Source organism: Enterococcus sp. DIV0756 (assembly GCF_051710745.1).
In the GTDB taxonomy this organism is placed as follows: Bacteria; Bacillota; Bacilli; order Lactobacillales; family Enterococcaceae; genus Enterococcus_A.
The window spans coordinates 774,854-800,625 of the sequence record NZ_JBIOLF010000001.1 but is presented as its reverse complement, the minus strand read 5'-3'; the positions used below and the strand labels follow the sequence as shown (position 1 = coordinate 800,625).

General features: G+C 40.4%; 30 protein-coding genes. 6 read left to right on the top strand and 24 right to left on the bottom strand.

Annotation, left to right across the window (positions count from 1 at the left end; genetic code table 11):
• Nucleotide 1: 1 nt before the first annotated feature.
• The 6 genes from IGI44_RS03830 to IGI44_RS03805 all read right to left on the bottom strand — a co-directional run bounded on the left by IGI44_RS03830 (nucleotide 2) and on the right by IGI44_RS03805 (nucleotide 5,077).
• Nucleotides 2–880: a branched-chain amino acid ABC transporter permease gene (locus IGI44_RS03830; protein ID WP_216410655.1), complete on the bottom strand. Its 879-nt coding sequence runs from the start codon at nucleotides 878–880 to the stop codon at nucleotides 2–4.
• Between the two features lie 111 nt (nucleotides 881–991).
• Nucleotides 992–2,155, bottom strand: a complete 1,164-nt coding sequence (locus IGI44_RS03825) for an ABC transporter substrate-binding protein (protein WP_438786504.1) — start codon at nucleotides 2,153–2,155, stop codon at nucleotides 992–994.
• A 453-nt stretch (nucleotides 2,156–2,608) separates the two neighbouring features.
• Nucleotides 2,609–2,896 (bottom strand): membrane protein insertion efficiency factor YidD, encoded by a 288-nt coding sequence (yidD, locus tag IGI44_RS03820; RefSeq protein WP_438788911.1) that lies wholly within the window; start codon nucleotides 2,894–2,896, stop codon nucleotides 2,609–2,611.
• A gap of 230 nt (nucleotides 2,897–3,126) precedes the next feature.
• On the bottom strand, nucleotides 3,127–3,303 hold the full coding sequence (locus IGI44_RS03815) for a DNA-directed RNA polymerase subunit beta (protein WP_438786503.1): 177 nt from the start codon (nucleotides 3,301–3,303) through the stop codon (nucleotides 3,127–3,129).
• A 191-nt stretch (nucleotides 3,304–3,494) separates the two neighbouring features.
• Nucleotides 3,495–4,796, bottom strand: a complete 1,302-nt coding sequence (gene murA, locus IGI44_RS03810) for a UDP-N-acetylglucosamine 1-carboxyvinyltransferase (RefSeq protein ID WP_438786502.1) — start codon at nucleotides 4,794–4,796, stop codon at nucleotides 3,495–3,497.
• A 47-nt stretch (nucleotides 4,797–4,843) separates the two neighbouring features.
• Nucleotides 4,844–5,077 (bottom strand): DUF1146 family protein, encoded by a 234-nt coding sequence (locus tag IGI44_RS03805; protein ID WP_438786501.1) that lies wholly within the window; start codon nucleotides 5,075–5,077, stop codon nucleotides 4,844–4,846.
• Nucleotides 5,078–5,614: 537 nt separating this feature from the next.
• Between IGI44_RS03805 and IGI44_RS03800 the strand changes: the two genes are divergently transcribed.
• The 4 genes from IGI44_RS03800 (at nucleotide 5,615) to IGI44_RS03785 (ending at nucleotide 7,168) form a co-directional block, all read left to right on the top strand.
• A complete protein-coding gene (locus tag IGI44_RS03800; RefSeq protein WP_438786500.1) occupies nucleotides 5,615–5,818 on the top strand; it encodes a hypothetical protein in 204 nt (67 codons plus the stop codon).
• Between the two features lie 22 nt (nucleotides 5,819–5,840).
• Nucleotides 5,841–6,053 carry a DUF2922 family protein gene (locus IGI44_RS03795; protein WP_438786499.1) on the top strand — a complete coding sequence of 71 codons (213 nt, stop codon included), beginning with the start codon at nucleotides 5,841–5,843 and terminating at the stop codon, nucleotides 6,051–6,053.
• A gap of 68 nt (nucleotides 6,054–6,121) precedes the next feature.
• Nucleotides 6,122–6,508 carry a hypothetical protein gene (locus IGI44_RS03790; protein ID WP_438786498.1) on the top strand — a complete coding sequence of 129 codons (387 nt, stop codon included), beginning with the start codon at nucleotides 6,122–6,124 and terminating at the stop codon, nucleotides 6,506–6,508.
• A gap of 51 nt (nucleotides 6,509–6,559) precedes the next feature.
• Nucleotides 6,560–7,168 carry a hypothetical protein gene (locus tag IGI44_RS03785; RefSeq protein ID WP_438786497.1) on the top strand — a complete coding sequence of 203 codons (609 nt, stop codon included), beginning with the start codon at nucleotides 6,560–6,562 and terminating at the stop codon, nucleotides 7,166–7,168.
• A gap of 203 nt (nucleotides 7,169–7,371) precedes the next feature.
• Here IGI44_RS03785 and IGI44_RS03780 read toward each other — a convergent pair whose 3' ends face one another.
• The 18 genes from IGI44_RS03780 to IGI44_RS03695 form a co-directional block, all read right to left on the bottom strand.
• Nucleotides 7,372–7,806 (bottom strand): F0F1 ATP synthase subunit epsilon, encoded by a 435-nt coding sequence (locus tag IGI44_RS03780; protein ID WP_010746747.1) that lies wholly within the window; start codon nucleotides 7,804–7,806, stop codon nucleotides 7,372–7,374.
• Nucleotides 7,807–7,819: 13 nt separating this feature from the next.
• Nucleotides 7,820–9,220 (bottom strand): F0F1 ATP synthase subunit beta, encoded by a 1,401-nt coding sequence (gene atpD, locus IGI44_RS03775; protein ID WP_438786496.1) that lies wholly within the window; start codon nucleotides 9,218–9,220, stop codon nucleotides 7,820–7,822.
• 22 nt (nucleotides 9,221–9,242) lie between these two features.
• Nucleotides 9,243–10,148, bottom strand: coding sequence for a F0F1 ATP synthase subunit gamma (locus IGI44_RS03770; protein ID WP_438788909.1), 906 nt, complete (start codon nucleotides 10,146–10,148; stop codon nucleotides 9,243–9,245).
• Nucleotides 10,149–10,163: 15 nt separating this feature from the next.
• Nucleotides 10,164–11,690, bottom strand: coding sequence for a F0F1 ATP synthase subunit alpha (gene atpA, locus IGI44_RS03765; RefSeq protein WP_438786495.1), 1,527 nt, complete (start codon nucleotides 11,688–11,690; stop codon nucleotides 10,164–10,166).
• 19 nt (nucleotides 11,691–11,709) lie between these two features.
• Entirely contained in the window at nucleotides 11,710–12,255 is a 546-nt protein-coding gene (atpH, locus tag IGI44_RS03760) for an ATP synthase F1 subunit delta (protein ID WP_438786494.1), read from the bottom strand.
• Nucleotides 12,245–12,766 carry a F0F1 ATP synthase subunit B gene (gene atpF / locus IGI44_RS03755; RefSeq protein WP_438786493.1) on the bottom strand — a complete coding sequence of 174 codons (522 nt, stop codon included), beginning with the start codon at nucleotides 12,764–12,766 and terminating at the stop codon, nucleotides 12,245–12,247. Before atpF ends, atpH begins: the two co-directional genes overlap by 11 nt.
• Nucleotides 12,767–12,863: 97 nt before the next feature.
• Complete coding sequence (gene atpE, locus IGI44_RS03750) at nucleotides 12,864–13,079, bottom strand: ATP synthase F0 subunit C (protein WP_010746753.1); 216 nt, start codon at nucleotides 13,077–13,079, stop codon at nucleotides 12,864–12,866.
• 37 nt (nucleotides 13,080–13,116) lie between these two features.
• Complete coding sequence (gene atpB, locus IGI44_RS03745; protein ID WP_438786492.1) at nucleotides 13,117–13,830, bottom strand: F0F1 ATP synthase subunit A; 714 nt, start codon at nucleotides 13,828–13,830, stop codon at nucleotides 13,117–13,119.
• A gap of 288 nt (nucleotides 13,831–14,118) precedes the next feature.
• Nucleotides 14,119–14,583: an SsrA-binding protein SmpB gene (gene smpB, locus IGI44_RS03740; protein WP_067623030.1), complete on the bottom strand. Its 465-nt coding sequence runs from the start codon at nucleotides 14,581–14,583 to the stop codon at nucleotides 14,119–14,121.
• A 1-nt stretch (nucleotide 14,584) separates the two neighbouring features.
• Nucleotides 14,585–16,966: a ribonuclease R gene (gene rnr, locus IGI44_RS03735; protein ID WP_438786491.1), complete on the bottom strand. Its 2,382-nt coding sequence runs from the start codon at nucleotides 16,964–16,966 to the stop codon at nucleotides 14,585–14,587.
• Entirely contained in the window at nucleotides 16,947–17,711 is a 765-nt protein-coding gene (locus tag IGI44_RS03730; protein ID WP_438786490.1) for an alpha/beta hydrolase, read from the bottom strand. The genes rnr and IGI44_RS03730 overlap by 20 nt, the downstream gene beginning before the upstream one ends.
• A 213-nt stretch (nucleotides 17,712–17,924) precedes the next feature.
• On the bottom strand, nucleotides 17,925–18,161 hold the full coding sequence (gene secG, locus IGI44_RS03725) for a preprotein translocase subunit SecG (RefSeq protein WP_071857487.1): 237 nt from the start codon (nucleotides 18,159–18,161) through the stop codon (nucleotides 17,925–17,927).
• Nucleotides 18,162–18,240: 79 nt separating this feature from the next.
• Nucleotides 18,241–18,516, bottom strand: a complete 276-nt coding sequence (locus IGI44_RS03720) for a GNAT family N-acetyltransferase (protein WP_438786488.1) — start codon at nucleotides 18,514–18,516, stop codon at nucleotides 18,241–18,243.
• A 28-nt stretch (nucleotides 18,517–18,544) separates the two neighbouring features.
• Entirely contained in the window at nucleotides 18,545–18,811 is a 267-nt protein-coding gene (locus IGI44_RS03715) for a (4Fe-4S)-binding protein (protein ID WP_438786487.1), read from the bottom strand.
• Between the two features lie 64 nt (nucleotides 18,812–18,875).
• Nucleotides 18,876–19,211: a hypothetical protein gene (locus IGI44_RS03710; protein ID WP_438786485.1), complete on the bottom strand. Its 336-nt coding sequence runs from the start codon at nucleotides 19,209–19,211 to the stop codon at nucleotides 18,876–18,878.
• Nucleotides 19,198–19,710, bottom strand: a complete 513-nt coding sequence (locus IGI44_RS03705) for a gamma carbonic anhydrase family protein (protein ID WP_438786483.1) — start codon at nucleotides 19,708–19,710, stop codon at nucleotides 19,198–19,200. The genes IGI44_RS03710 and IGI44_RS03705 overlap by 14 nt, the downstream gene beginning before the upstream one ends.
• Before the next feature lie 318 nt (nucleotides 19,711–20,028).
• The gene (locus IGI44_RS03700) at nucleotides 20,029–21,789 is read right to left on the bottom strand and encodes an ABC transporter ATP-binding protein (protein ID WP_438786482.1); all 1,761 of its coding nucleotides are present in this window, start codon (nucleotides 21,787–21,789) and stop codon (nucleotides 20,029–20,031) included.
• Nucleotides 21,786–23,516 carry an ABC transporter ATP-binding protein gene (locus IGI44_RS03695; RefSeq protein ID WP_438786480.1) on the bottom strand — a complete coding sequence of 577 codons (1,731 nt, stop codon included), beginning with the start codon at nucleotides 23,514–23,516 and terminating at the stop codon, nucleotides 21,786–21,788. The genes IGI44_RS03700 and IGI44_RS03695 overlap by 4 nt, the downstream gene beginning before the upstream one ends.
• Nucleotides 23,517–23,876: 360 nt before the next feature.
• Between IGI44_RS03695 and IGI44_RS03690 the strand changes: the two genes are divergently transcribed.
• Nucleotides 23,877–24,089, top strand: coding sequence for a DNA-directed RNA polymerase subunit epsilon (locus tag IGI44_RS03690; protein ID WP_216411075.1), 213 nt, complete (start codon nucleotides 23,877–23,879; stop codon nucleotides 24,087–24,089).
• Nucleotide 24,090: 1 nt separating this feature from the next.
• The gene (gene rnjA / locus IGI44_RS03685) at nucleotides 24,091–25,767 is read left to right on the top strand and encodes a ribonuclease J1 (protein ID WP_438786478.1); all 1,677 of its coding nucleotides are present in this window, start codon (nucleotides 24,091–24,093) and stop codon (nucleotides 25,765–25,767) included.
• Nucleotides 25,768–25,772 lie beyond the last annotated feature (5 nt).

Sequence of the window (25,772 nt, the reverse complement as noted above, 5' to 3'; positions counted from 1 at the left end):
CCTACACTTTCTCTTTCACATGTTTGCCTAAAATACCGGCTGGACGAACTAATAAAATTAAGATCAATACAGCATAAACCACCGCATCTTTAAAATCAGAAAAACCTAATGCTGTCGTGATTGTTTCGATCAGACCAATGACAAAACCGCCGATAGCCGCTCCTGGAATAATCCCGATTCCGCCTAAAACTGCGGCGATAAAGGATTTAAGACCAGGGATGTAGCCCATCATCGGATCAATCGAGTTGTAATACAGACCGATCATCATTCCGCCTGCTGCAGCTAAGGCGGAGCCCAAAGCAAAGGTAAATGAGATGGTTCGATTTACATCAATCCCCATCAATTGTGCCGCATCCGTATCAACACTCACTGCACGCATGGCTTTCCCCATTTTGGTTTTTTGAACGATCAAGTTCAACGTAATCATCAAGAATAGCGATAAGCCTAAAATCAATAATTGAATATTTGTAACCCGTAAGAAACCAATATTGAAAACCTGCATTTTAATTACCTGTGGAAACGGTCTTGTCGTTGAACTGAAAAAATAAATCATTGTGTTCTGTAATAGATACGAAACACCGATCGCTGTAATCAATGCCGCAATTCGTGTTGAATTTCTTAATGGCCGATAGGCTAAGAATTCAATGACTACCCCTAAAATTGCGCTTCCTGCCATTGATAAAACTAAAGCCGGGAAAAAACCCATATTAAATTGATTGATCAGAAAATAGCCAATAAACGAGCCGATCATATAAATCTCTCCATGGGCAAAGTTGATCAATTTGATAATTCCATAAACCATGGTATAGCCTAATGCCATCAGTGCATAAACACTACCCAGAAAAAGCCCATTGACGATTTGCTGAATAAATACTTCCATCTTTATCACATCACTTTTCAAAAATAGTTTGGACGATTCATAGCTCTAATTCTTAAAAGGGAGTGTGCCAAATACCCTTGGCACACCCCCTTGCCTGCTTTTTCCGAGTAATTAAGGATTTACGGTTTCAGCAGAAGTTTCTTTTCCATCTGTTAGACCAAGAACAACCGCTGATTTTACTGGATTATGTTCTTTGTCCATTGTGATCTTTCCTGTAACACCTTCGAAATCTTTCAAATTCGCTAAGCCTTTGTTGATTGCTTCCGGTGTTGCTTTTCCTTCATCCTCAATTGCTTGTTTAATCATATAAACAGAATCATAAGCTAATGCGTTGAATGAAGATGGCTGTTTGCTATATTTCTTCTCGAAAGCTTTCACGAACGGCTCAACCTTGTCTGTTGCTGGTGCTTTGGTTGAGAAGTGGCCAGTGTAGTAAACATTCTTGACATTGCTTGCTCCAGCAGTCTCAACAAGTTTTTCATCTCCAAAACCGTCTGCCCCAATGATTGGCTGCTCAATTCCCATTTCACGCGCTTGTTTAATGATCAAGCCAGCTTCTGTATAATATCCTGGAATGTAAATGACATTGAAATCTTTGTCTTTGATTTTCGTTAACATTGCTTGGAAGTCTTTATCTCCTGCGGTAAAGTTTTCCTCTGCCACAATGTCGCCCTTATAAGTTTCTTTAAAGGCTTTCTTTAAGCCATTCGCATAATCACTTGAGTTATCCCCTAAAATGACAGCTTTATCGGCCTTCAAGTTTTCATCTGCATACTTAGCCAAAACGATTCCTTGGAAACTATCTTGGAAACAAGAACGGAAAATATAATCTTGTACTTTTCCTTTTTGCACAGTGATCGCATCGTCAGTTCCAGATGGTGTCACTGCTGGTACCTTAGCTTTTGTTAGATTAGGTAAGGTTGCTTTTGTCGCACCAGAAGTCGCTGGTCCAATAATTGCTACTACTTCATCTTTCGTCGTTAAGTTTGCCGCAACAGAAGCTGCCTCATTATTATCAGACTTATTGTCTTTTGAAACGTACTCGATCTTCTTGCCGTCAATTCCGCCATCTTTGTTGATTTCTTCGACTGCTAACTTGACACCTTCGTTTTCCGCTTCGCCGTAAGCTGCTACTGCTCCAGACAGTTCAAAGTTTCCACCGATTTTGATTGTCTTAGCATCTTCGCTGCTACCGCCATCATTTGCCTTAGGTGATCCACATGCACCTAGCAAAAACAATCCTGCTGCCATTACAGCTACTGTTCTTTTTTTCATCCTGTTACCCCCTGATAAAATAATGATAATTCGTTAAGATAATAAAGAATATATAGGAAAAATCTCTCACTGTCAATTAAATTTTCTGAATATTTTAATAATTCAGCAATACTCAAACAATTTATAGCGCTTACAAAGGTGTTTCACACTTATGAAATAACAAAAAAGAAATTCCATTAACAGATGAACAGTTAACAGAATTTCTTTAAAATAACTATATTTATCGAAAATTCCTTTCTTGAATACGCCCCTCTACAGTTAGCTGGAGCTGCAATATTTCTTGATTATGTTATTTTGATACTCACCTTATAGCTGATATGAGTAATGATCAGAAAAATTTTTGCTTTGCAATACAATAACTATCATGTAGGAGAAATCTCAATACATAAAAATAATCCAGATATTCTGCCTACAACTTTTACTTCCAATTGAATCACTTTATCGTTTGCTTATTTACTCTGTATCTTTTTGTCGATCCTTTTTATAATCGGGTTCTTCTTGATCTAAAAGATTTTTGCGCAGAGAAAATTTAAGCGGCACATAGTCAAAGCCAGCCTTCGCAAATGGATGACACCGTAAAATCCGAGCACTCCCCATTAAAAACCCCTTAAGCGCTCCATGCACTTGAACAGCCTTAATCATGTAACTTGAGCATGTTGGATAGTAGCGACATGAAGGTTGCTTTAACGGCGAAATAAAGCGTTGATAGACGCGAACCAGACCAATTAAACCTTTACTTATAAAATTCATTTCTACACCTCAAAACAGTAGCTTTTAATCCTGTCAGTCTGTTACCATTCTACTGAACCTAGAAAATAAAGCAAGAAACACAGCCAGCAGCCAATAAACTTTTAATATGTATAAATTTCCTTAGTGACATCCTGAAACATTGATCATGGTACACAGGACGTAAAAAAAGACCGCACCAGAGTCTGATGCAATCCTTTATCAATAATCATAAAACTGATTTGCTAATGAACAAATTCTAAAATATGCCGCCAAACACCAGGCAACAGTACCTTAAATGGATTTCCGCCACCCATTGCACCATAGCCGATCATGCTGCCTACAATGAATAATAAGACACCAGCAAGCAAAATCGCGACAATTCGAATCAAGCTGCGTAAGATATGTTCTCCAGAACTCATAGATTCACTCCTTATTCATACGTATGGATTAATTTTTCTTGCAGAAAAATTAGTCTGATTTTCATGCCGTATGTCATTCCTCTATCCTTCATTAACCGTTGATAACTTACAATTGGTCTTTTACTAGCTCAGCTAAAGTCCTGCAAAAAGAGGAACTGAAATCCTTATTCATACGTGAGGAACCACTATCTTTAAGCTAAGACAGTTGCTGCATCTGCTGTTTTTTTGCTTTCCGTATCTACGCGTTCCACATCTGCACCTAATTGCTGCAATTTTTTGTGGAATTGGTAGTAGCCACGATCTAAATATTTTAAGTTGCGCACACGAGTAACCCCATTTGCACGTAAGCCAGCTAATACTAATGCTGCAGCTGCACGCAAATCTGTCGCATATACTTCTGCACCTTGCAACTCTGATGCGCCTTTAATTAACGCAACATTGTTGTCGATTTTAACTTGAGCATTCATTCTGCGCATTTCTTCTAAATGTTGGAAACGATTTTCAAAAACAGTTTCCGTAGTTGTACTGACACCCTCTGCAACTAACTGAATAGCTGTCATCTGCGCTTGCATATCTGTTGGGAAACCAGGATGAGGCATCGTTTTGATATCCGTTGCTTTCAACGTCTTTGGACCAATAACGCGTAAGCCATCATTTTCTTCAGTAATCTTAACGCCCATTTCGATTAATTTAGAGATCAAAGGACGATTATGTTCAGGGATTGCCCCATCAATCAACACATTGCCTTCCGTCATCGCAGCAGCAACCATGAAAGTTCCAGCTTCAATACGATCTTGAACAATTGGATGAGACACTGCGTGTAGGTGATCCACACCTTCGATACGCATTGTTTCAGTACCTGCCCCATGGATATGAGCACCCATTTTGTTTAAGAAATTAGCTAAATCAACAATTTCAGGTTCACGAGCCACGTTTTCAATCACCGTTGTACCTTTTGCTTTAACGGCAGCCATCATGATATTTTGCGTTGCACCAACACTTGGAAAATCCAAATAGATTGTATCGCCAACTAATTCATCAGCTATTGCTTCAATATAGCCATTTTTTTGAATGATTTTCGCACCCAACGCTTGGAATCCTTTTAAATGCAAATCAATCGGACGTTTACCAATTGCACAGCCACCAGGCATTGCTACTTTTGCGTGCCCGTTACGAGCCAATAATGGACCCATTACTACAATTGATGCGCGCATTTTGCTGACATATTCATAAGGAGCTTCCACGTTTAATTGACGGGTTGCATCCACTGTAATTTCTTTCGTTTCTTCATTAAACTCAACGTCTGTATTTAAATAACGAATCACTTGATTCATGGTAAAGACATCAGATAAGATTGGAACATTGCTCAATGTCGATGTTCCTTCTTCAGCCAATAATGTCGCAGCTAAAATTGGCAGCACAGCATTTTTTGCACCTTCGATATGTACTGTTCCTTCTAATTGTTTACCACCACGAACGATGATCTCTTCCATTGTATTCCCTCCAAAAAATGCTAATCGATTATCTCGTATTATGTACCTTAATTAAATGTCAAAAAAATATTTTTACATAAAAGAATGATTTCTAAGAAAAATGTACTACAAGCATAACCAATAGCGATCGCTAGCATCAAAATCACAAGACGTACTTGCGTTTCTTTGAACGCTTTGAACAGATTCTCTATTCGTAAAGATCTCAAAGACCAGAAAGCTAGATAGATAAAGGAAAAATGCGAGATGATTCTAACAATTGCATCGATTCCATATACTTGCATAACTTCGTTCCTTTCAAAAAAATCAACAGTTGGATTATATCATAGATTCAGATAAAGAAGAATACTTTGAATACTCAAAGAACTGTACAGAAACTTTTAAAAAACTTAATGTTTATTTTTTTGTGTTCCTTTACTAAAAGTGACTATTTTACTTTCTTGAAAAGATCTTTTAAAAATTCTTTGTCTGTTTTTCCTTCAATTATCGCTGAAAATCTATCTATTTTTGATAATACACTTTTCCCATTTCCAATTACTAATTCCGAGGCGTGGTAATACGTGTCTTACAATCGTTATCAAGCATCAAAGAAAGCGTTCTATTCAAAATTTTTATTATAGCTCATTTTCCTTACTCTTGTAAAATCGCAAATTAACCATTTCACCCCCAATTTGACCGCTTTTTTATCAAAAACAGCCTTTTTCGCCCGAAAACAGGTCAAATTGACCCCCTTTTGGTCAATTTGCGATTCGCACTTTTTTGAAAAATCCCTTATCTTTTAGTCACCGGCCGGAAACAAAAAAATTTAGGAGGAAACAACCATGATTCAAACGATCGGCAATAAACTACAAGTAGAAATCGATGCAGGTGGAGAAAAAACTAAGAAGATGACCTTTACGAATGTGATGGATGCCCCCAGCGAAGAAAAGGTGTTGGAGCTAGGAGAAATCATGAAGGAACTATCCGTTGCAGGCAGTCAGCTAGACGGTGTGATCCTAACCAGCCAATCACGTTACACTAAATAACCCATAGAAAGGAATAGAAAAAATGCTAAAAATCGTCGCAACCTTTAAAAACAGTTTAGGGAAAAACCACACCTGGAGCTTCAATGATCCTGATACTCAAAAGACCGACACGGAGATCAAAGGATTGTTGCAACGCATGACAGAGGTAAAACTTTGTCAGAAAGATGGCGCAGAACTTTTTCACACAATCGAAACCGCGAAGTACGTCGAAACGATTGAAACAATTATTTTTTAACCAAACACTTTGAGGGGTAGTGGCGGTCTCGCCGCCCTCCTCTACTATAAATGAAAGGATGAGTATCAATGAATGTCATACAAACACTGTCGTTTCGGCAGTTATTCAACTTAAAAGCCAAAACACTCGAACAACGGATCACCAATTTTTACCATGAAACACAAAACAGCAGTGTCACCATCAAATACATTTTAGCCTTGAAAGTTCGCTGCCAATTAGGAGCGGCGGAGTTTGATCATTTTCTAAAGGATCTTGTCCGTGACGTATTTATGCACACCAAGGCCACACGCACCATGAAACGTCTCTTCTATTATTTCGAGGACTACTTTATGGCACCGGAATGGCGAAGCCTGCGTTCAAAAGTCTTTCCTACCCGTAAATTCGGTGAGAAGATTTTCTCTGTTGCCCGCTCCCTTATGTCATTTGTCCGACCAGAAGAAACCGGCGAACCTTGATAAAGCTATGAACCAACCTACGCAGAAAAAATCAAAGAAAGGAAACGAACAATGACCAAGGATTTAATTGCCACCTTTGGAAAAAGCGATGGCGGCACCCACAATTGGAAATACAAAGGACTCGATCCTACATTATCGGCTCCACAGATCAAAGAAGCTTGCGAACTATTAACGAACCTAGACATTTTTACACAAAACGGCGTAAAACTATTTGATTCTGTGGTCACCGCCAAGGTCGTGACCTACAAAGAAACCTTATTATTTGACCCAGAACATGAGACAAAGGGCGTTCGTTACGATGAAGAGCCCGTTGATGAAGCAACCTGTGAAGAGGTACGTTGCTTTGAAGTCGCAGAGAAACCGGAGAAACCTGCGATAGTGACGACTCCAAAACCGTCTGCACTACCAGCAACACCACATGGTCGCTACTTTAAACAATTAACCACGATTGAGACTTCAGAAAAAGCAGCGATCGCTGTAGAAAAAGAAGCAGTTCCACAACCAGGCAATAACCCGCTTAACGACCAGCAACCAACTGCAATGCCTTTAATCGAAGGTTCATCAAGCCGAGACACGAAAGAAGGAACCGGATTCCTCCAATGGCTTCATAGAATCAGAAAGAAAAACAAAGAAGGACCGCCTGCGACACCGCGGGAATAAGCCTTTTTCCAATTAATTCCGTTCATTGACAATTAAATACTGCGTAGAAAATAAACAGGAAAATATTCGCTAGCCCACCTCTTCTCTACTTGCTTTTTAACAAAATAAAAAATGCTGCAAAAGCCATGATAATGACTTTTACAGCACTAAAAACTTTGTCTTTACAGGTTCAAGAAATTGTTCTGTCACAACCTGAAAAAGAATTAACGATGTTTCGAAACCTTGATTCGATTCATTGCACGGTGCAAAGCAACTTCAGCACGACTTAATTGGTCGGTATCTTGCTTTTCACGCGCTTCTTGAATTCGCGCCTCCGCACGTTGTTTTGCTCTTTCGGCACGAGAGACATCGATATCGCGTTCGCGTTCTGCCGTATCCGCAATAATTGTCAACACGTTGTCTCGAACTTCCATAATGCCACCGTTGACTGCTATCCAGTCCACGTGTGTATCAGAGTCTGTTCGACGAACCCGAACTTCATCAATGGCAAGAGGTGCAATGATCGGTGCGTGGTTCGGTAGAATACCAATTTCACCAGCAACCGTTTTAGCAACGACGATGGTGGCATTATGATCATAGACGTTGCCGTCTGGAGTAACAACGTTCACTTGCAGAACTTTGTTTTTTTCTTGTTCCATCGTGCACCTCTTTCTAGTAGCCTAACGTTTTCGCTTTTTCGATAACATCTTCGATTGGTCCGACACTACGGAAAGCATCTTCTGGAAGATCGTCGTATTTTCCTTCAAGGATTTCTTTAAAGCCTTCAACCGTTTTTTCAACTGGTACATAAGAACCAGGTTGACCAGTGAATTGCTCTGCTACGTTGAAGTTTTGTGACAAGAAGAATTGAATTCGACGAGCACGAGATACGATGACTTTTTCTTGGTCAGACAATTCGTCCATCCCTAAAATAGCAATAATATCTTGTAATTCACGGTAACGTTGTAAAACACGTTGAACTTCTGTTGCTACACGATAATGTTCTTCCCCAACGATTTCAGGAGCCAAAGCACTTGAAGATGAAGCCAATGGGTCAACGGCTGGGTAGATCCCTTGTTCCGTTAATTTACGTTCCAAGTTCGTCGTTGCATCTAAATGGGCAAAAGCTGTCGCTGGTGCCGGGTCAGAATAGTCATCGGCTGGTACGTAAATGGCTTGGATTGAAGTGATTGATCCTTTTTTCGTTGAAGTGATTCGTTCTTGCAATTGCCCCATTTCAGTTGCCAAAGTTGGTTGGTATCCAACGGCTGAAGGCATACGTCCTAATAAGGCAGAAACTTCTGATCCGGCTTGAGTAAAGCGGAAGATGTTGTCAATAAACAGCAACACATCTTGGCCTTCTTCATCACGGAAATATTCAGCTAATGTCAAACCAGTCAAGGCAACACGCATACGTGCACCAGGCGGCTCATTCATTTGTCCGAACACCATGGCTGTTTTCTCAATAACGCCAGATTCTTTCATTTCATAATAAAGGTCGTTCCCTTCACGAGTACGTTCGCCAACACCGGTAAACACTGAAATACCACCGTGTTCTTGTGCAATATTATGAATTAATTCTTGGATCAAAACGGTTTTACCAACACCGGCACCACCGAATAGTCCGACTTTCCCACCTTTTAAATAAGGGGCTAATAAGTCGATAACTTTGATCCCTGTTTCCAAAATCTCATTACTTGTACTAAGGTCTTCAAAAGCAGGCGCCTTTTTATGAATGCCGCTTCTTTCTGCATCTTCTGGAAAAGGTGCTTCTTTATCAATGGTTTCACCTAATACGTTAAACACACGACCTAGAGTATCTTTACCTACAGGAACGGAGATTGATTTGCCCGTATCGACAACTTCCATTCCACGTTGCAATCCATCAGTAGCTTCCATAGCGATTGTGCGGATAACACCATCACCAAGTTCCAAAGCAACTTCAAGAACAACTTTTGTTTTATCTTTTTTGTAAACAATCAACGCATTGTTGATGTCTGGTAAGGATTGATCTAAAGAAAATTCCACGTCGACAACGGGACCAATAACTTGAACAATCTTGCCTGAACTCATGTTTTTTCCTCCAATCTTGAAATTATTCTAATGCGGAAGCCCCGCCGACAATTTCAGTAATCTCTTGGGTGATCGCCGCTTGACGTGCCCGGTTGTATGAAATGGTTAGATCATCAATGATCGCACCTGCATTATCTGTTGCTGTCTTCATGGCTGTCATCCCAGCTGCGTGTTCCGCTGTCTTAGCATCAACAATCGCACCATAAATCAAACTTTCAGCATACTGCGGAAGTAATTGATCCAGGATGGCTTCTTTTGAAGGCTCAAACAAATATTCTTCACGATACGTTTGTGCTTCACTAGGGTCCAAGTCAGAGATTGGCAGCATTTTTTCTACTCGGAACTGACTGGATAGTGAATTAACATGGTGGTTATAGCAGACATATAGTTCATCGAAAACCTGATTTTCATACATGCTGGTCGTCATTGAAACGATTTTTCGTACTTCTTCAAAGCTTGGTTGATCTGACAAATTACGTAATTCATACGCCAATTTAACGCCGCGAGCTTTGAAAAAGTCCGCTCCGGTTCCACCAATGGCTAACAAGACATACTCATCAGCAGAATCATGATCATCTTCAAGCATTGACATGGTTTGTTTTAAGATCGAGCTGTTGTAGCCGCCTACCAAACCGCCATCAGAAGTAATCACGATATAACCAGTTTTTTTGACTGGACGATTCAGTAACATGCTGTGATAATTGATGCCGCCTAATTCACGACCAGAATTGGCTAACTCAGTTAATTCGCTCGCTGTTAAGTGCGTCAATACTTCACGTACTTTTGAAGCATAAAGCTGGAATTTCGCTGAATAAGCTTCTGACTTCGTTAATTTAGATGCTGAGACCATTTGCATAGCGTTGGTGATTTGACTTGTTTTCTTCGTCGATGCAATCCGTGTTTTGATTTCATTTAAGGATGCCATGATCTTTTCTCACCTCGATTATGCTTTTTCTTGGTTCGCTGCAGAAGCGTCAAAAATATCTTTGAATTCTTGGATTGCTCCATCTAGCTTGTCTGTATCTGGTAATTCTTTCGTATCACGAATCGTTGCAAATAAATCTGAGTGATTCGTTTCCAGATATTCGAATAATTGCGCTTCAAAATCTAAAATACTATTAACTGGGATACTATCAAGTACGCCATGAGTCAAGGCATAAAGAATCACAACTTGTTTTTCAACAGGCAGTGGCGCATGTAATTTTTGTTTTAATACTTCAACCGTTCGACGTCCACGGTTCAACTTGGCTTGTGTTGCAGCATCCAAATCTGAACCGAATTGGGTGAAGGCTTCTAATTCACGATAGCTGGCAAGGTCTAAACGAAGCGTCCCGGCAACTTTTTTCATCGCTTTAATTTGTGCTGAACCACCAACACGAGATACAGATAGACCTGCATCAACGGCTGGACGGATACCCGCATAAAACAAATCATTTTCTAAGAAAATTTGTCCATCAGTGATTGAGATTACATTAGTAGGAATATAGGCTGAAATATCTCCAGCTTGCGTTTCTACGAATGGCAGGGCAGTCAATGAACCGCCGCCTAATTCATCTGAAAGTTTTGCTGCACGTTCTAATAGACGTGAGTGCAAATAAAAGACATCCCCTGGGTACGCTTCACGACCTGGCGGACGACGTAATAGTAATGACAGTTCGCGGTAAGCAACGGCTTGTTTGGATAAATCATCAAAGACAACTAACACATGTTTGCCGTTGTACATGAATTCTTCACCCATCGCTGTTCCAGCGTAAGGCGCGATAAATAATAGCGGTGCAGGTTGAGAAGCTCCCGCTGTTACGACGATGGTATAATCCATTGCGCCAAATTTACGAAGTGTTTCTACTTGCGAACGAACCGTGGATTCCTTTTGTCCAATAGCAACATAGATACAGATCATATCTTGACCTTTTTGGTTAATGATCGTATCAATCGCGATGGACGTCTTACCAGTTTTACGGTCACCAATGATTAATTCACGTTGTCCACGACCAATTGGTACTAGGGCATCGATGGCCTTTAAGCCTGTTTGCATTGGTTCTGATACTGATTTACGTTGCATAACGCCGGGAGCCATTGCTTCGACTGGACGTGTTTTTGTTGTTTCAATTGGACCCATTCCATCAACCGGTTGACCAAGTGGGTTCACAACACGTCCGATCATGTTTTCGCCAACGGGCACTTCCATGATCTTACCGGTACGTTTTACTTTGTCTCCTTCACGAATGGACTCAAATTCACCTAGAACGATGATACCGACATCATTGCTTTCTAAGTTTTGTGCCATTCCGTAAGAGCCGTTAGAAAACTCTAAAAGTTCTCCACTCATTGCATTTTCTAAACCGTGGGCACGGGCGATTCCATCCCCAACGTAAGTGACTGTTCCAATTTCTTCCACAGACAACTTATTATCATAATTTTGAATCTGTTCTTTGATTAAAGCACTGATTTCTTCTGCTTTGATGGCCATTCATTTCACCTCTTCTTCTCTACTTTTTACTAAGTGCTGCTCGTAGACCATTTAATTGGCTGGCGAGGCTGCCGTCGATCACTTGATGATCGGCTTCAACAATGACACCACCGAGAATTGATTCATCAACGATCGGGGTTAACGTGGCCTTCTGGTAGCCAAAAACATCAGCGACTTTTGCTTCAAGTTCATGTTTCTTTTCTTCAGAGAGTGGAACAGCCGTAGTGACTGTCCCGTGTGCGATTTTATTGCGTTCATCATAGCGACGTTCAAATTCATCAATCATAAATGGCAGATCGTCACTACGATTATACTCAAATACTACTAATAGAAAATTTTTAACGATGCCGTCAAAGCCACCAGTAAAAGCATCCATAATTGCTTTTTTCTCGACACCTTCTAACCGGACATCTGTTAAAATATTTCCTAGATCGGGAATTTCTTTGCAGATTTCTCGAACAGTCAACAACTCTTGATAAACGGTATCGGCGGCTTTATTTTCGATCGCCAATTCAAACAAAGCTTTTCCATAACGTTTACCAACAGTGTATTTATCAAGCTTCATGTTTCGTATTACCTAACTTATCCATATAGTCGTTAATCAAATCTTGATGAGCATCTTGCGACAGCTCCTTGCTCAAGATTTTTTCTGCGATTTGTAGAGAAAGTGTAGCCACATCATCTTTAACAGAAGTCAACGCATTTTCGCGTTCATCTTTAATTTCCGCTTGTGCGCGATCTTTCAGACGAGTTACTTCTTCTTTTGTATCCTTGATGATGTTTTGGCGGCTTAACTCGCCACTTTCTTTCGCATTTTTGATGATCTCTGCCGCATCACTACGGGAACTTGCTAACTGAGTTTCGCGTTCTTTTTCCAACTCAGCAGCTTTGATCCGAGATTGTTCGGCAGAATCTAGATCATTGGCGATCTTATCTTCACGTTTTTTTAGAATGTCTTGAACGGCACCCCACGCGAAATGTTTTAATAGCGCCATTAGAATCACGAATGATAACGTAACGACGATTAAATTACCGAGTGTTGTATTGACAGCCTCAGCAATAACTAGATTCAGCATACTCGGTCTTCCTTTCTGTTCTTTCTCATTTCAGAACCGCGTTATACGTTTCTGGTGCTCACCTTTGGGATGAGTCTCAACAAAAAAGCGTCGATTATTAACCTTGGAAAACCATCAACATACCTAATACAACACCTAGAATTGGCACAGCTTCGATCAAACCAACACCGATAAACATGGTTGAACGAATTTGACCTGACATTTCTGGTTGACGCGCCATTGATTCAATTGCTTTTGAGATTACTTGTCCGTTACCATAGCCAGCCCCAATTGCGGCTCCCATGATTGCGATTCCTGCACCGATAAAGTTCATAATAATTTTCCTCCTAAAAGTGTGTTAATTTTTTTTATTATTCTACCTCGATTTTATGGCTGATATATACCATAGATAGAGTAGTGAAAACGAATGCTTGGATACTACCGATAAATAGTGAGAATGCGATCCAAATCATTTCAAGCGGGATAGCGAATGGTAATGTCCACCATCCTGTACTTGTCACCATGCTTGCGATTAATGAAAGCAATACTTCACCGGCAAAAATGTTCCCGTATAGACGTAGGCCCAACGTAATAACATTTGTAAATTCTTCCATTAACTTAATAGGAAATAATCCTGAAGGTGTAAAGAAAGAATTTTTAATGTAGCTGCCTAAGCCCAATTTTTCTGTACCTAGGTAATTTGCTAACACCAATACGAGCAAAGCCAATCCCATTGTTACAAAAGGGTTAGCCGTTGGACTTTTCCAATAAGTCACTTCATCACCAGTAACGATTTTTGTGACCAATCCAATTTGGTTTGCTACAAAAATAAATAAGAACAACGTAAATGAGAACAAACTAAAATTTCTGACTTCTTTACGAGGCATGTTGTCGCCAACAATGTTCGTAGTAAAATCAATGACCCACTCAATTGCGTTTTGCTTTCCTTTGGGTTTCAATGATAAATTGCGGGTAAATGCAAAAACCAGTAAGAAAACGATCAAACATGTCAAAATGATCATTGACGTTACCGTACCATCGAACCATACGGGACCTATATGGAAAACCCAAGATTTTTCATCCAATTCAGTTCACCTCTCTTCCCAGCGACTCGCGTCAGCTCGTGGCTGCTTAGCGCTGCTCCTCAAAATACTATCGTATGTTACCACCAGAGAAAGAAAATTTCAAAGAATTTTCCTGAAATTTTCCGAATAACTCGCATTCTTTTTTTTAATAGTTATTTTATTTTGAGTTAAACGGCTCCAATCGTTAATTTAGCCCACAAAAAGGCTAGTATAGATTGTAACTAATCGTATCAAAATCCATTGCGAAGTAAAGAAATTCTCATCAAATATGCGAAAAAGAATATTTTGCTAACGAGAATAGTTTTTTAACGTCCGACTGATTTGCCGATCCACATCTTTACGCTTCAAAGTCTCCCGTTTATCGTATTGATGTTTCCCTTTAGCGACACCAATTAACACTTTCGCATAGCCGTCTTTCAAATAGACTTTCAATGGGACTAATGTTATTCCCGTGTTTTTCACTTCACCGGCTAAACGAGCGATCTGTTTTTTATGCATCAATAATTTCCGCGTGCGTACCGGATCATGATTGAAAATATTTCCTTGCTCATAGGGACTGATATGGACGTTATATAAAAAAGCCTCTCCATTTCTAATTCGAGCAAAGCCATCCTTTAAGTTGATTCGGCTGTTGCGGATCGATTTGATCTCTGTCCCCTGTAGAACGATCCCTGCTTCAATCGTATCAATGATCGTATAGTCATGACGTGCTTTTTTATTTTGCGCCACTAATTTGCCTTCGCCTTTTGGCATATTATCCCTTCTTTCTACCTGATTTCTTCTTTTTAGCTACTGATTTATAAAAAGGCTTCTTGCCTTTTTTCTTTTTCTTCTCTTTGCCAGTTTTCTGACGGTCTTGATTTTTACCTTTGCCGTAAGTTTTTTCAGAACGCTGATTATTCTTACGTCCACCAGTTGGTTTGCGGCGCTGATTTCGTTGATTGTTTCCAAGTACCTCCAAAGCAGGGATTTCTTCTGCTTCTAGCAGCTCAAAATCAATCTCTCTTGTCTGAGGATTGGATTTCGTCACTTTTACTCGGACCTTTTGACCAATCTTAAAGGTTTGGCGAGTCCGTTCACCGACTAATGCTAATTGGTTTTCAATAAAGTGGAAGTAATCTTGCTTTAATTCATTTAAATGAATCATGCCTTCAACCGTATTTGGTAATTCAATGAAAATACCAAACTTTGTGACCGAGCTAATGATGCCATCAAATTCTTCGCCGACTTTATCTGCCATGTATTCCGCTTTTTTCATGCTGTCAACTTCACGCTCTGCTTCTACTGAGCGACGTTCCATTTTCGAACTATGATCGGCAATATCAGGTAATACTTCCGCCCATTTTTCTTTTGCCGCTTCACTTTGATCCTTACTATAGGAGCGTATCAACCGATGAACGATTAAATCAGGATAGCGACGAATCGGTGATGTGAAGTGTGTGTAATATTCCGCGGCCAATCCATAATGACCATAATTATCTTCAGAATACCGTGCTTGCTGCATACTGCGCAGCAGCATGGTGTTGATCACAGCTGCTTCTGGTTTGTCCTCAACCTCATGAATCACCTGTTGTAAATCTTTCGGAGTGATCGTGTTCTTGGTTCCTTTGACTAAAATACCTAACGCCGCAGCAAAATCAAAGAAACGTTGCATTTTTTCCTCTTTAGGTTGTTCATGAATTCGGTAGATAAATGGCAGCTTCAAACGACTGAAATGTTCAGCGACTGTTTCATTCGCGGCTAACATAAAGGACTCGATCAATCTTTCGCCCACGCCACGTTCACGGAGTTCAATATCTGTCGGACATCCTTCAGAATCCACAAGAATTTTCGCCTCGCGATCCTCGAAATTGATGGCGCCACGTCGATTCCGGCGTGATTCAAGAATTTGATGGAGTTCCTTCATTAAATGGAACATTGGAACTAACTCTTGATAACGCGTAATCGTTTCTGAATTCTCATTTTCCAAAATATCATTTACCGCCGAGTACGTCATCCGTTCACTAGTTTGGATGACACTTTGGAAAATCTCATGCTGGACAATTGTTCCACTTGGATCAATCTCCATCTCACAACTCATGGTTAAGCGCGGCACCTGTGGATTTAATGAACAGATCCCATTGGATAAGCGCTGCGGAATCATCGGAATCACCCGATCGGTTAAATAAACACTCGTTCCACGTTCAAAGGCTTCCTTGTCCAATAGACTGTCTTCCGTTACATAATAAGAAACATCGGCGATATGTACGCCTAAAAAATAGTTTCCATTAGCCAGTTTTCGAACGGTCACGGCATCATCCAAATCCTTTGCATCGGCACCATCGATGGTCACGATTTGTTGATCACGCAAATCCCGACGACCGATCAAATCAGATTCCGCAATGGTGTCAGGAACTTGTTCTGACGCTGTCTGGACCTCATCTGGAAATTGCGTTGGAATTCCCTGAGCAATCACGATTGATAAAATATCCATGCCCGGATCATTTTTATGACCGACTACTTTTGTTATCATGCCTTCCAAACTAGTAGCGTAGCCTTTTTCTGGGTAGTGAGTAATTTCAACGATTACAACACTGCCATCAACAGGTTGAATGCCTTCAGCGGTAATAAAGACCTTAAACTGAGCACTTTTCTTATCTTTTGGTGTCACGTAACCAAACAGATCAGATTCCGCAATTTCATCGACATCAAACGCGGTAAATTCTCCAACAATTTGTTGAATTTTCCGTTCCTTGATGGATACAACCCGACCTTCCGCGCCGCGATCAGAAAAAAGATCCGCCGTTTTTTGAATATCAATCATGACGGTGTCGCCATCCATCGCAAAATTTGTCGCCTCTTTTGGAATAAAGATATCCGGCTCTTCAGGATCAATCGTGACAAAACCAAATCCTCGCTCATTCCGACGAAAGATGCCTTCTACTTCGATAGGTTGAAAAGGCAGTTTAATCCGACCTTTTTTATTAAACTCTACGGCCTTTTCCCGTTCTAATTGCGCAACTGTTTGGACTAAAAGTTTATAATCCTCACTTTTGCGCATGTTTAAAATTTCTGCTAATTCTTCCATTGAAAGACTTTTTTTGTTGGCTGCTTTCAACCCAGCCAGTATTTCTGCTTTAATTGTTTTTCTCTCCATTATTTTCTCTCCAGCCAAGAGTAGCTAAAAAATCTGCTACATCTTGTTCTAATTGTCTTCTTTCAGGTCCCACAGTAATCACATGACCACTTTTCGGATACCAGTTTAGTGAAAAAGCCGTCTGCTGCAAACGCTCTGCTGTTCGAAAAACGCCATCAGCTTCAATCATTTCATCTTGTCCTGCCTGTGCCATAAAAAATGGACGCTTGATTTGTGTCAGATTTTCATAGGCAGTCTGGGCTTGTTTCTCGATTGATGCTAACTGCTGTTCGACTAACGGACGATAGCTTTCAATTTTTTCTTCTGATGCCTCTGCACCACTTCGCTCTAACACTTGTTTCGCATATAATAGGAAGTTTTCCGTTACGTTGGTTTTAACCGGAGCAATCGGTGAACAGAAAAAACCACCCCCGACAAAACGATCGGGCAGTTCGCTTAATAAGCGAGTGGCTAAAGTCCCGCCCATTGAAAGACCCAACACCGCCATTTCATGAAATCCCTTTGCTTGTAGAAAATCTACTGCTTTCAGACTGTCTTGCCACCACTGTTCTGAATGCTCTTGTAAAATATCCAGCGGATCAGATGTGCCATGTCCAGTAAAGAGCGGCGCATAAATTGTATAATCTAATTTTTCTAAAAAGCGGGCAAGCATCCGTACGTCATTGGGACTACCTGAATAGGCATGTAATAATAAGACCGCTCGTTTTCCGTGAGGTAAAAACAACGATTCTGGGACTTGTGCCATGAGTAATCACTCCTATCTTATACTTAGGTAATTGTAAAAACGAAAACAATCGTTCATTTGCAGTTTGTATTTTTTCTAACAAAACAGCACTTTCTACATTTAAGTAACGGTGCAGAGGAACCAATTTGCAACTGTTTTTCTAGCTTCTCTTCAAGTGTACTTGATTTAGAGTAAATACAAAATAAAAAAGACCTCTCAAGTGAGAGGCCGGCTTTACTTGCTTGATAAAAACATTAATACGAAGAGCAAAATCATCCAAACCGCACCTAAAACAGCGGTTGATCGTTGCATCACAGCCTCAAAGCCGCGTGCTTTTTGCTTTCCGAATAATTGATCCGCGCCACCAGTAAAAGCACTCGCAGCACTATTTTGTTTGCTAGGTTGCATCATGATCGTAATGACAATGATCACTGACAAAACTAAGATAACACCCAAAATAAAATTATACAAAAGATGACCCTCCTTATTCCAAACTACCTCATTTTTACTTTAGCACAATTGACGTCGTTTGACTAGGGAAGTCCCAAACTTATTTTCTTAAAACATCTGCATATTCTGATTTTTCTTCAAATTCTTTTTTCGCAAACGGGCAAAGGGGAATGATTTTTTTCCCTTCGGTGCGTGCTTTTTCTACACCGGCAGCAACTAATTTTTCTGCTAGACCTTGACCTCGATAGGTAGGATCAACAAACGTGTGATCAATAATCATAATCTCAGGACCTGCATTTGACCAAGTCATTTCTCCTGCTTCTTCTTGTGCATCATTCAATAAAACAAATCGTTCTTTTTCTTCTCTGATTTCCATTATGATTCTCCTGTTCGTTAAAGTTTATTTATTTTTTGATGATATATTTCAAGGCGCCGCTTGGACATGTATCAACGACATAGCTGGCATTTTCAACGCTACCATTATCGGGGATAATCCATGGTCTGCGACCCACCTCAAAAATTTCTGGATTTCCTCTCACACAGTTTCCAATATGCGCACAAATATCCTTATTGTAGTAAATATCAATGCCCTCACCATGATATTTGCGATAACCTTGGGCCACTAATTCTTCTTCACTTACTGGCTCTTGATTAAATTTACTTCCGTCCATTTTCTATCACTTCCTTTTAGTAAGATTATACTGGGAATCAGAAAAAAAGCACACTAACTTGTCTTTAAGCTAAAAGTTCAATGAGAGTTTGCATTGCTTGATGCGCATCCGCTTGATCTGGAAAAGCTAAGATAAAGCTTCGCCCACCCGCTGTTTCTATGATCAACTCAAATATTCCCGCTTGTTGGCGAATCGAAAATGGTTTCAAGCTGTCACTCGTGTAATAAACATTTTTCGGTGCTTTGGTTAATTCATCTTCTTCCAACACGTGTAATCCACGATTAGAAAAAATTAAAAAGTGTTCTGCTTGATCTTCATATATTGCCAATTGATTTAAACCATCTGCTGGGAACAATTCTCTTAACTGAGCCTGTAACAATAAAAAACTAGTCTCCTTCATCTGCCGCTCCCTTTGCTTGAATACGAGGAATGTCCTTTTTTAAATACGCTTGTCCCAACTCATAATAATGTTGAGCGTTCCCCCGATTTTTTTCAATTTCCTCCGGTGTCAATGGACGAATCACACGAGCTGGAGAACCAAAAGCTAACGAGTTGGCAGGAATGACCGTGCCCTCCGTCACTAACGAACCGGCACCAATTAAGCTATTTTCTCCGATCTCCGCATGATTCAAAATAGTTGCTCCCATTCCGATCAACGCACCTGAATGGATGGTGCAACCATGAATAATACAGGCATGACCGATCGTCACATAATCTCCCACCTCTGTTGGCGCATCGTGATCTACGTGAACAATCGTGCCATCTTGAATATTTGTCATTTTCCCGATCGAGATTGTGTTGCTGTCGCCTCTTAACACACTTTGAAACCAAATCGTTGAACCTTCACCCAATGCGACTTCACCATAGACATCCGCACTATCCGCGATAAAATTTGTCATCTTCTTTACCTCACTAAAATCTACTATTTTAAAAACCTGTTCTCTAAACTCTTGACCATAAGTATAGCATTTATCGAGTCTCTCTTCCTTAAGAGCTTGTCTTAATAAGATATCATTATTTTTCATCACTAATGTCATTACTAAACAGTGTCTCGCCCTTTTTATTCAGCTTACGCACCTAGGACAGGCTATAAGAAAAGCTAATTCGTGAAGCTGGGCATGGATATACCTACTGTAAAGCGATTTATTCATATGAACATTTTATACTTTCTTTATAGTCTAAAAAAGGCAACACTAGTAAGTGCCGCCTCTAATCCTTTATTCTGCTTCTTCCATAAACTGACTATTATAAAGCTGTTCATAAAATCCGCCTTGTGCTAATAATTCATTGTGAGTACCATGTTCAATGATCTGACCATTTTTCATCACTAAGATATGATCCGCATCGCGAATCGTTGATAGGCGATGGGCAATCACAAAGCTTGTGCGCCCCTCCATCACACGATCCATCGCTTTTTGAATCAAGCCTTCTAGACGAGTATCGACAGAACTAGTCGCCTCATCCAAAATCAAGATTTTCGGATCAGAGATGATGGCACGGGCAATTGTCAACAATTGCTTTTGCCCCAGAGAAACATTGTCTCCCTCAGAATTGATCGTCATCTCATAACCGCCAGGCATCGTCCGAATGAAGTGATCAACATTAGCCGTTTTCGCTGCGTCAACGACTTCATAATCCGTCGCCTCTAAACGCCCGAAACGAATATTGTCTCCAATCGTTCCCTCGTATAACCAAGCATCCTGCAGTACCATTCCGAATAACGATCGAACATCTGAACGATTCATTTCCTGTGTGTTCACACCATCAATCAAAATTCTTCCGCTATTGATATCATAAAAGCGCATCAGCAAGTTGATCAAGGTTGTTTTACCTGCACCCGTAGGTCCGACGATCGCCACTGTTTCTCCTGCCTTGACCTCAAAGCTCAAATCCTCGATTAGTGGTTTCTTCGGATCATAGCTGAATTGAACATGGTCAAAAACCACATTTCCTTGTACTGGTTCCGGCAATGGTAAATCATTTTCGTTCAACACTTCTTCTGGTTCATCTAAGATTTCAAACACTCGTTTAGCTGAGGCCGAAGCACTTTGAATCATCGAAGACAACTGTGTGATTTCTCCCATCGGCTGACTGACCTGCCAAATATATTGAATAAAGGCTTGCAGCTGACCGACCAAAATGACCCCATGAATGACATTCCAGCTACCTAGAATTGCCATCGCTATATACGTGGCATAAGCTGTCAATTGAACCAGCGGCTGCATCAAGCTGGACACAAAGGACGCACGGAAACCAAAGCGGCGAAGCTCATGGTTCACTTCACTAAAGCCCTCCAACGTTTCTTGTTCGCGTCCATACAGCTTCAAGACGCTAAAGCCCGTCATATTTTCTTGTACGAATCCATTCAATTCTCCCAGTGAATTCTGCATGCCTTGAAAATCCTTTTGAGAAATCTGAACGATTTTTCGAGTGATAACCAGCGATAAAGGGATCATAATCATCGAAATCAATGCCATCAAAGGATTGATATAGAACATCATCGCAACAGCCAGTAGAATTCCTAAAACGGCGTTAATTGATTTGATGATTGCCTGCTGCATGGCATTGCTGACTGCATCCACATCGTTGGTTACCCGCGATAAAATATTCCCCTGCTGATTGCGGTCAAAATAAGAAACTGGTAAGCGATTAATCTTTGCTTCGATATCTTCTCGTAAATCTCGCATCGCTGATTGCACGACATTCGCCATTAACCAGCCAGTCCCTAATTGGGTTACACAATAAAGAATCCCTACAATGACAATCACTATCAACCACTTAAAGACATAATCAAAATTGATGGCTTCACCCTGTGCGATATTCTTGCTAACCTCTGTTGTTGGCAACCCTGTTAAGTAGGGCATCCACGTACCTAAGACCAGCGTCGCAACTGCAAGAAAGAGTACAAATATGAATGTTCCTTTGTATGGATTGATATAATGCATCAATCGTTTTAAAGAAGAAATGCTTTTTCTCATGCTAATTCCTCCTTCGATAATTGTGAGGCAGCAATATCATAATAAATCGGACATTCCTCTAATAGTTCTCGATGTGTGCCAATACCCACAACGTTTCCTTCATTCAATACAATGATTTTGTCCGCGTGCATAATTGTGCCAACACGTTGGGCAACAATCAAAACTGCCGAATTCGTCGTTTCCTTCTTCAAGCGCGCCCGAAGCTTGGCATCTGTTTGATAATCCAGCGCAGAAAAGCTGTCATCAAAGATGTAAATTTCAGGACGACGAATCACTGCACGAGCAATCGCTAAACGTTGCTTTTGTCCGCCGGAGAAATTACTGCCGCCTTCTGCTAATTCTTCTTGGTACCCCTTTGGTTTTTGTGAGATAAATTCTGTCGCTTGGGCAATTTCAACCGCTTGCTCCATTTCAGCCTGCGTGGCATCTTTTTTCCCATAGCGCAAATTTTCTTCAATTGTTCCAGTAAACAGCTGTGCTTTTTGTGGGATATAACCAATTTTTTTTCGTAAATCTTTCAGTTGGTAATCGCGAACATCCTGTCCGTCAACCAGCACCTGACCCTCCGTTACGTCGTAAAAACGCGGAATTAATTGGATCAACGTTGATTTTCCTGAACCGGTACTTCCTATGAAGGCGACCGTCTCGCCTGATTTTGCCGTAAAGCTGACATTGCGAATCACCGGACTTTCCGAGTGACCCGGATAGGCAAAGGTCACATTACGAAATTCCACTGAACCTGTTTCTGTCGGTACTGCCGATTTTTTAGGATTGTCTTTGATGATTGGTTCCATATCAAAAACTTCTTGAATCCGTTCAGCCGAAACATTTGCCCGTGGATACATCATGAAAACCGTCGCAAATAACATAAATGAGAACAATGCATGAAAAATATATTCGATAAATGCGATCAGCGTGCCGACTTCCAGAGAACCATCACTGATTTGCACTGTTCCATTCCAGATGATCAAAACCATCACAATATTAAATAGGAAGAAAAAACCTGGTTGAGCGACTGCCATTAAGTGAAACAGACTTTTTGAGCTATTTGTATAGGCATCATTTACTAAACGAAAACGCATCTCTTCAAACTTTTCATTAACAAACGCCCGAATCACACGCAAGCCTGAAAGGTTTTCCCGAAGAATACCGTTAATATTATCTAGGTTCTTTTGTTGCTTTGTTGACAATGGTTCCGAGTATTTTGCGATCAGAATAACCGCTAGTAATAATATCGGCAGCGCCAACAACACATACATGCCTAAGCCTGGACTCGTTCGCACAATTAAATACAAGCTCATTCCAAACATCATCGGCGTCATAAAGCCTGTCGTTAAAATATTCTGCATGAATAACATAATTTGATAGGCATCATTTGTGGTCCGTGTAATCAATGAAGGAACACCAATCTGCTCATATTCTGAATGAGAGAAACTTTGGATTTTTTCAAAAAGATCATCGCGAATTGCTGCGACCATTCTAGAAGTGATTTGAGAACTGAAGTAACGCAACGAAATACTCATGATGATTCCAACCACAGTGATCGCAATCATTAAGATCCCCATCTTCTGTATATAATTAAAATCGTTATTCCCAATCCCCTTATCGATCATCATTGCCAAAATCGTCGGCAACCCTAACTCGATCAAAATAAATCCAAAAACACTGATAAAATCAAATAACAATAGCTTTTTGTAACGCAAGGTATAGCGCAACATTAACTTCATTTTTTCTCGCCTCTTTCTATACCGTAATGACTCCAATATAGCATAAAAAAAATACTTCTGCCTGCTTGGAAAATTGTTTTTTTATTTTTACTTTTTATACTTTCTGAAAATTTCTAAGTAATCCTCATTTCCCTTCCTAGTTTCTATACTTCTTATTTATTCTGTGATAAACTACAGGTAATTGTTGTAAGAACAACCCAATGAACGGTGAAATTGTTTTTTCAAGCAAGAAGCAAAGACGAGGCTTCTTCTTAACGCTTTAGTACACGCTAAAACGTTGAGCATAAAAAAATAGGTGGCAGCCGCCCCTCATTTTGTCGTGGAAAAAATTGCTATAAAGCAAATAAAGGAGATAGATTCATGATTTACAAAGTTTATTATCAAGAAACCAAAGAACGAAACCCAAAACGGGAGCAAACACAATCATTGTATGTGGAAGCAGACAATGAGGAAATGGTTCACAACTTATTACGCGAAAATACCCCATATAACGTGGAATATATTCAACTTTTAGAAGGCAATCATTTAGAATATGAAAAAGAAAATGCTGACTTCAAGTTAATGGAGTTCTAATATGAAACTCTCGCTAAAAAACAATGAAACTGGTGTCTTTGCCATTGGTGGATTGGGCGAAATCGGAAAAAATATGTATGGGGTTCAATTTCAAGACGAAATCATCATCATTGATGCTGGAATAAAATTTCCTGAAGATGATTTGCTAGGAATTGATTATGTCATTCCTGATTTTAGTTATGTTGTCCAAAATATCAATAAGGTTAAGGCGCTAGTAATTACACACGGACACGAAGATCATATCGGCGGCGTACCCTACCTATTGAAACAAGCGAATATCCCAATCTATGCTGGTGCATTAGCTTTAGCTTTGATTAAAAACAAATTGGATGAGCACGGATTATTGCGTGATGCCGAATTACACGAGATCGACGAAGATTCAGTGATTCGTTTCCGCAAGACATCTGTCAGCTTTTTCCGTACCACCCACAGTATTCCTGATCCATTAGGGGTTGTCGTTAAGACACCTTCCGGAAATATTGTGGAAACAGGGGACTTTAAATTCGACTTTACACCAGTTGGTCAACCCGCGAACTTGCATCGGATGGCTAAGCTGGGTGAAGAAGGCGTATTGTGCTTGCTTTCTGATAGTACCAACGCAGAAGTCCCAACGTTTACGAAATCTGAACAAACAATCGGCCAGTCAATCTTGCGGATCGTGGAAAAAGTCGAAGGAAGAATCATATTCGCTACCTTTGCGTCTAATATTTCCCGTTTGCAGCAAGCCGCTTCAGCTGCGGTCGCAACTGGACGAAAAATTGCCGTCTTCGGACGCAGTATGGAAAATGCGATTGTTAATGGTCAAAAATTAGGCTATATCACTGTTCCTGATGGAACTTTCGTGGATGCACATGAAATCAACCATTTGCCAGCAAACGAATTGATGATTTTATGTACTGGATCACAAGGTGAACCAATGGCGGCTCTTTCACGCATCGCCAATGGTACACACCGTCAAATCCAAATTCAACCAGATGATACCGTCATTTTCTCAAGTTCACCGATTCCTGGAAATACGACTAGTGTTAATCATTTGATCAATCTGCTTTCTGAAGCAGGTGCTGAAGTGATCCATGGCAAGGTCAACAATATCCATACTTCTGGTCACGGTAGTCAGCAAGAACAAAAGTTAATGCTGCGCCTGATGAAACCAAAATATTTTGTTCCTATCCATGGGGAATTCCGGATGCTGAAAATCCATACTGGCTTAGCCCAAGATACAGGTGTTCCCGAAGAAAACTGTTTCATCATGGAAAATGGTGATATGCTCGCTTTAACTGCTGACAGTGCGAGACGAGCTGGTCATTTTAACGCCAGTGATGTCTATGTAGACGGCAGCGGTATTGGTGACATCGGAAATGTTGTCCTACGGGATCGCCGAATTCTCTCAGAAGAAGGATTGGTGCTTTCTGTAGCAACTGTCGATATCGAGAAAAAAGAAATCTTGGCTGGTCCAGATATTTTATCTCGTGGGTTCGTCTATATGCGTGAATCTGGCGAAATGATCAATGAAGGACAGCGGATTTTGTTCCATGCATTAAGAGAAGCATTGAATGAAACAGGATGTACCGAAGCAAAATTGAAAAATGCAATGGTCGCCGCTTTGCAACCATTCCTATTTGATCAAACAGAACGTCACCCAATGATTCTACCAATGATCATGACACCAGATAAATAAAAAAC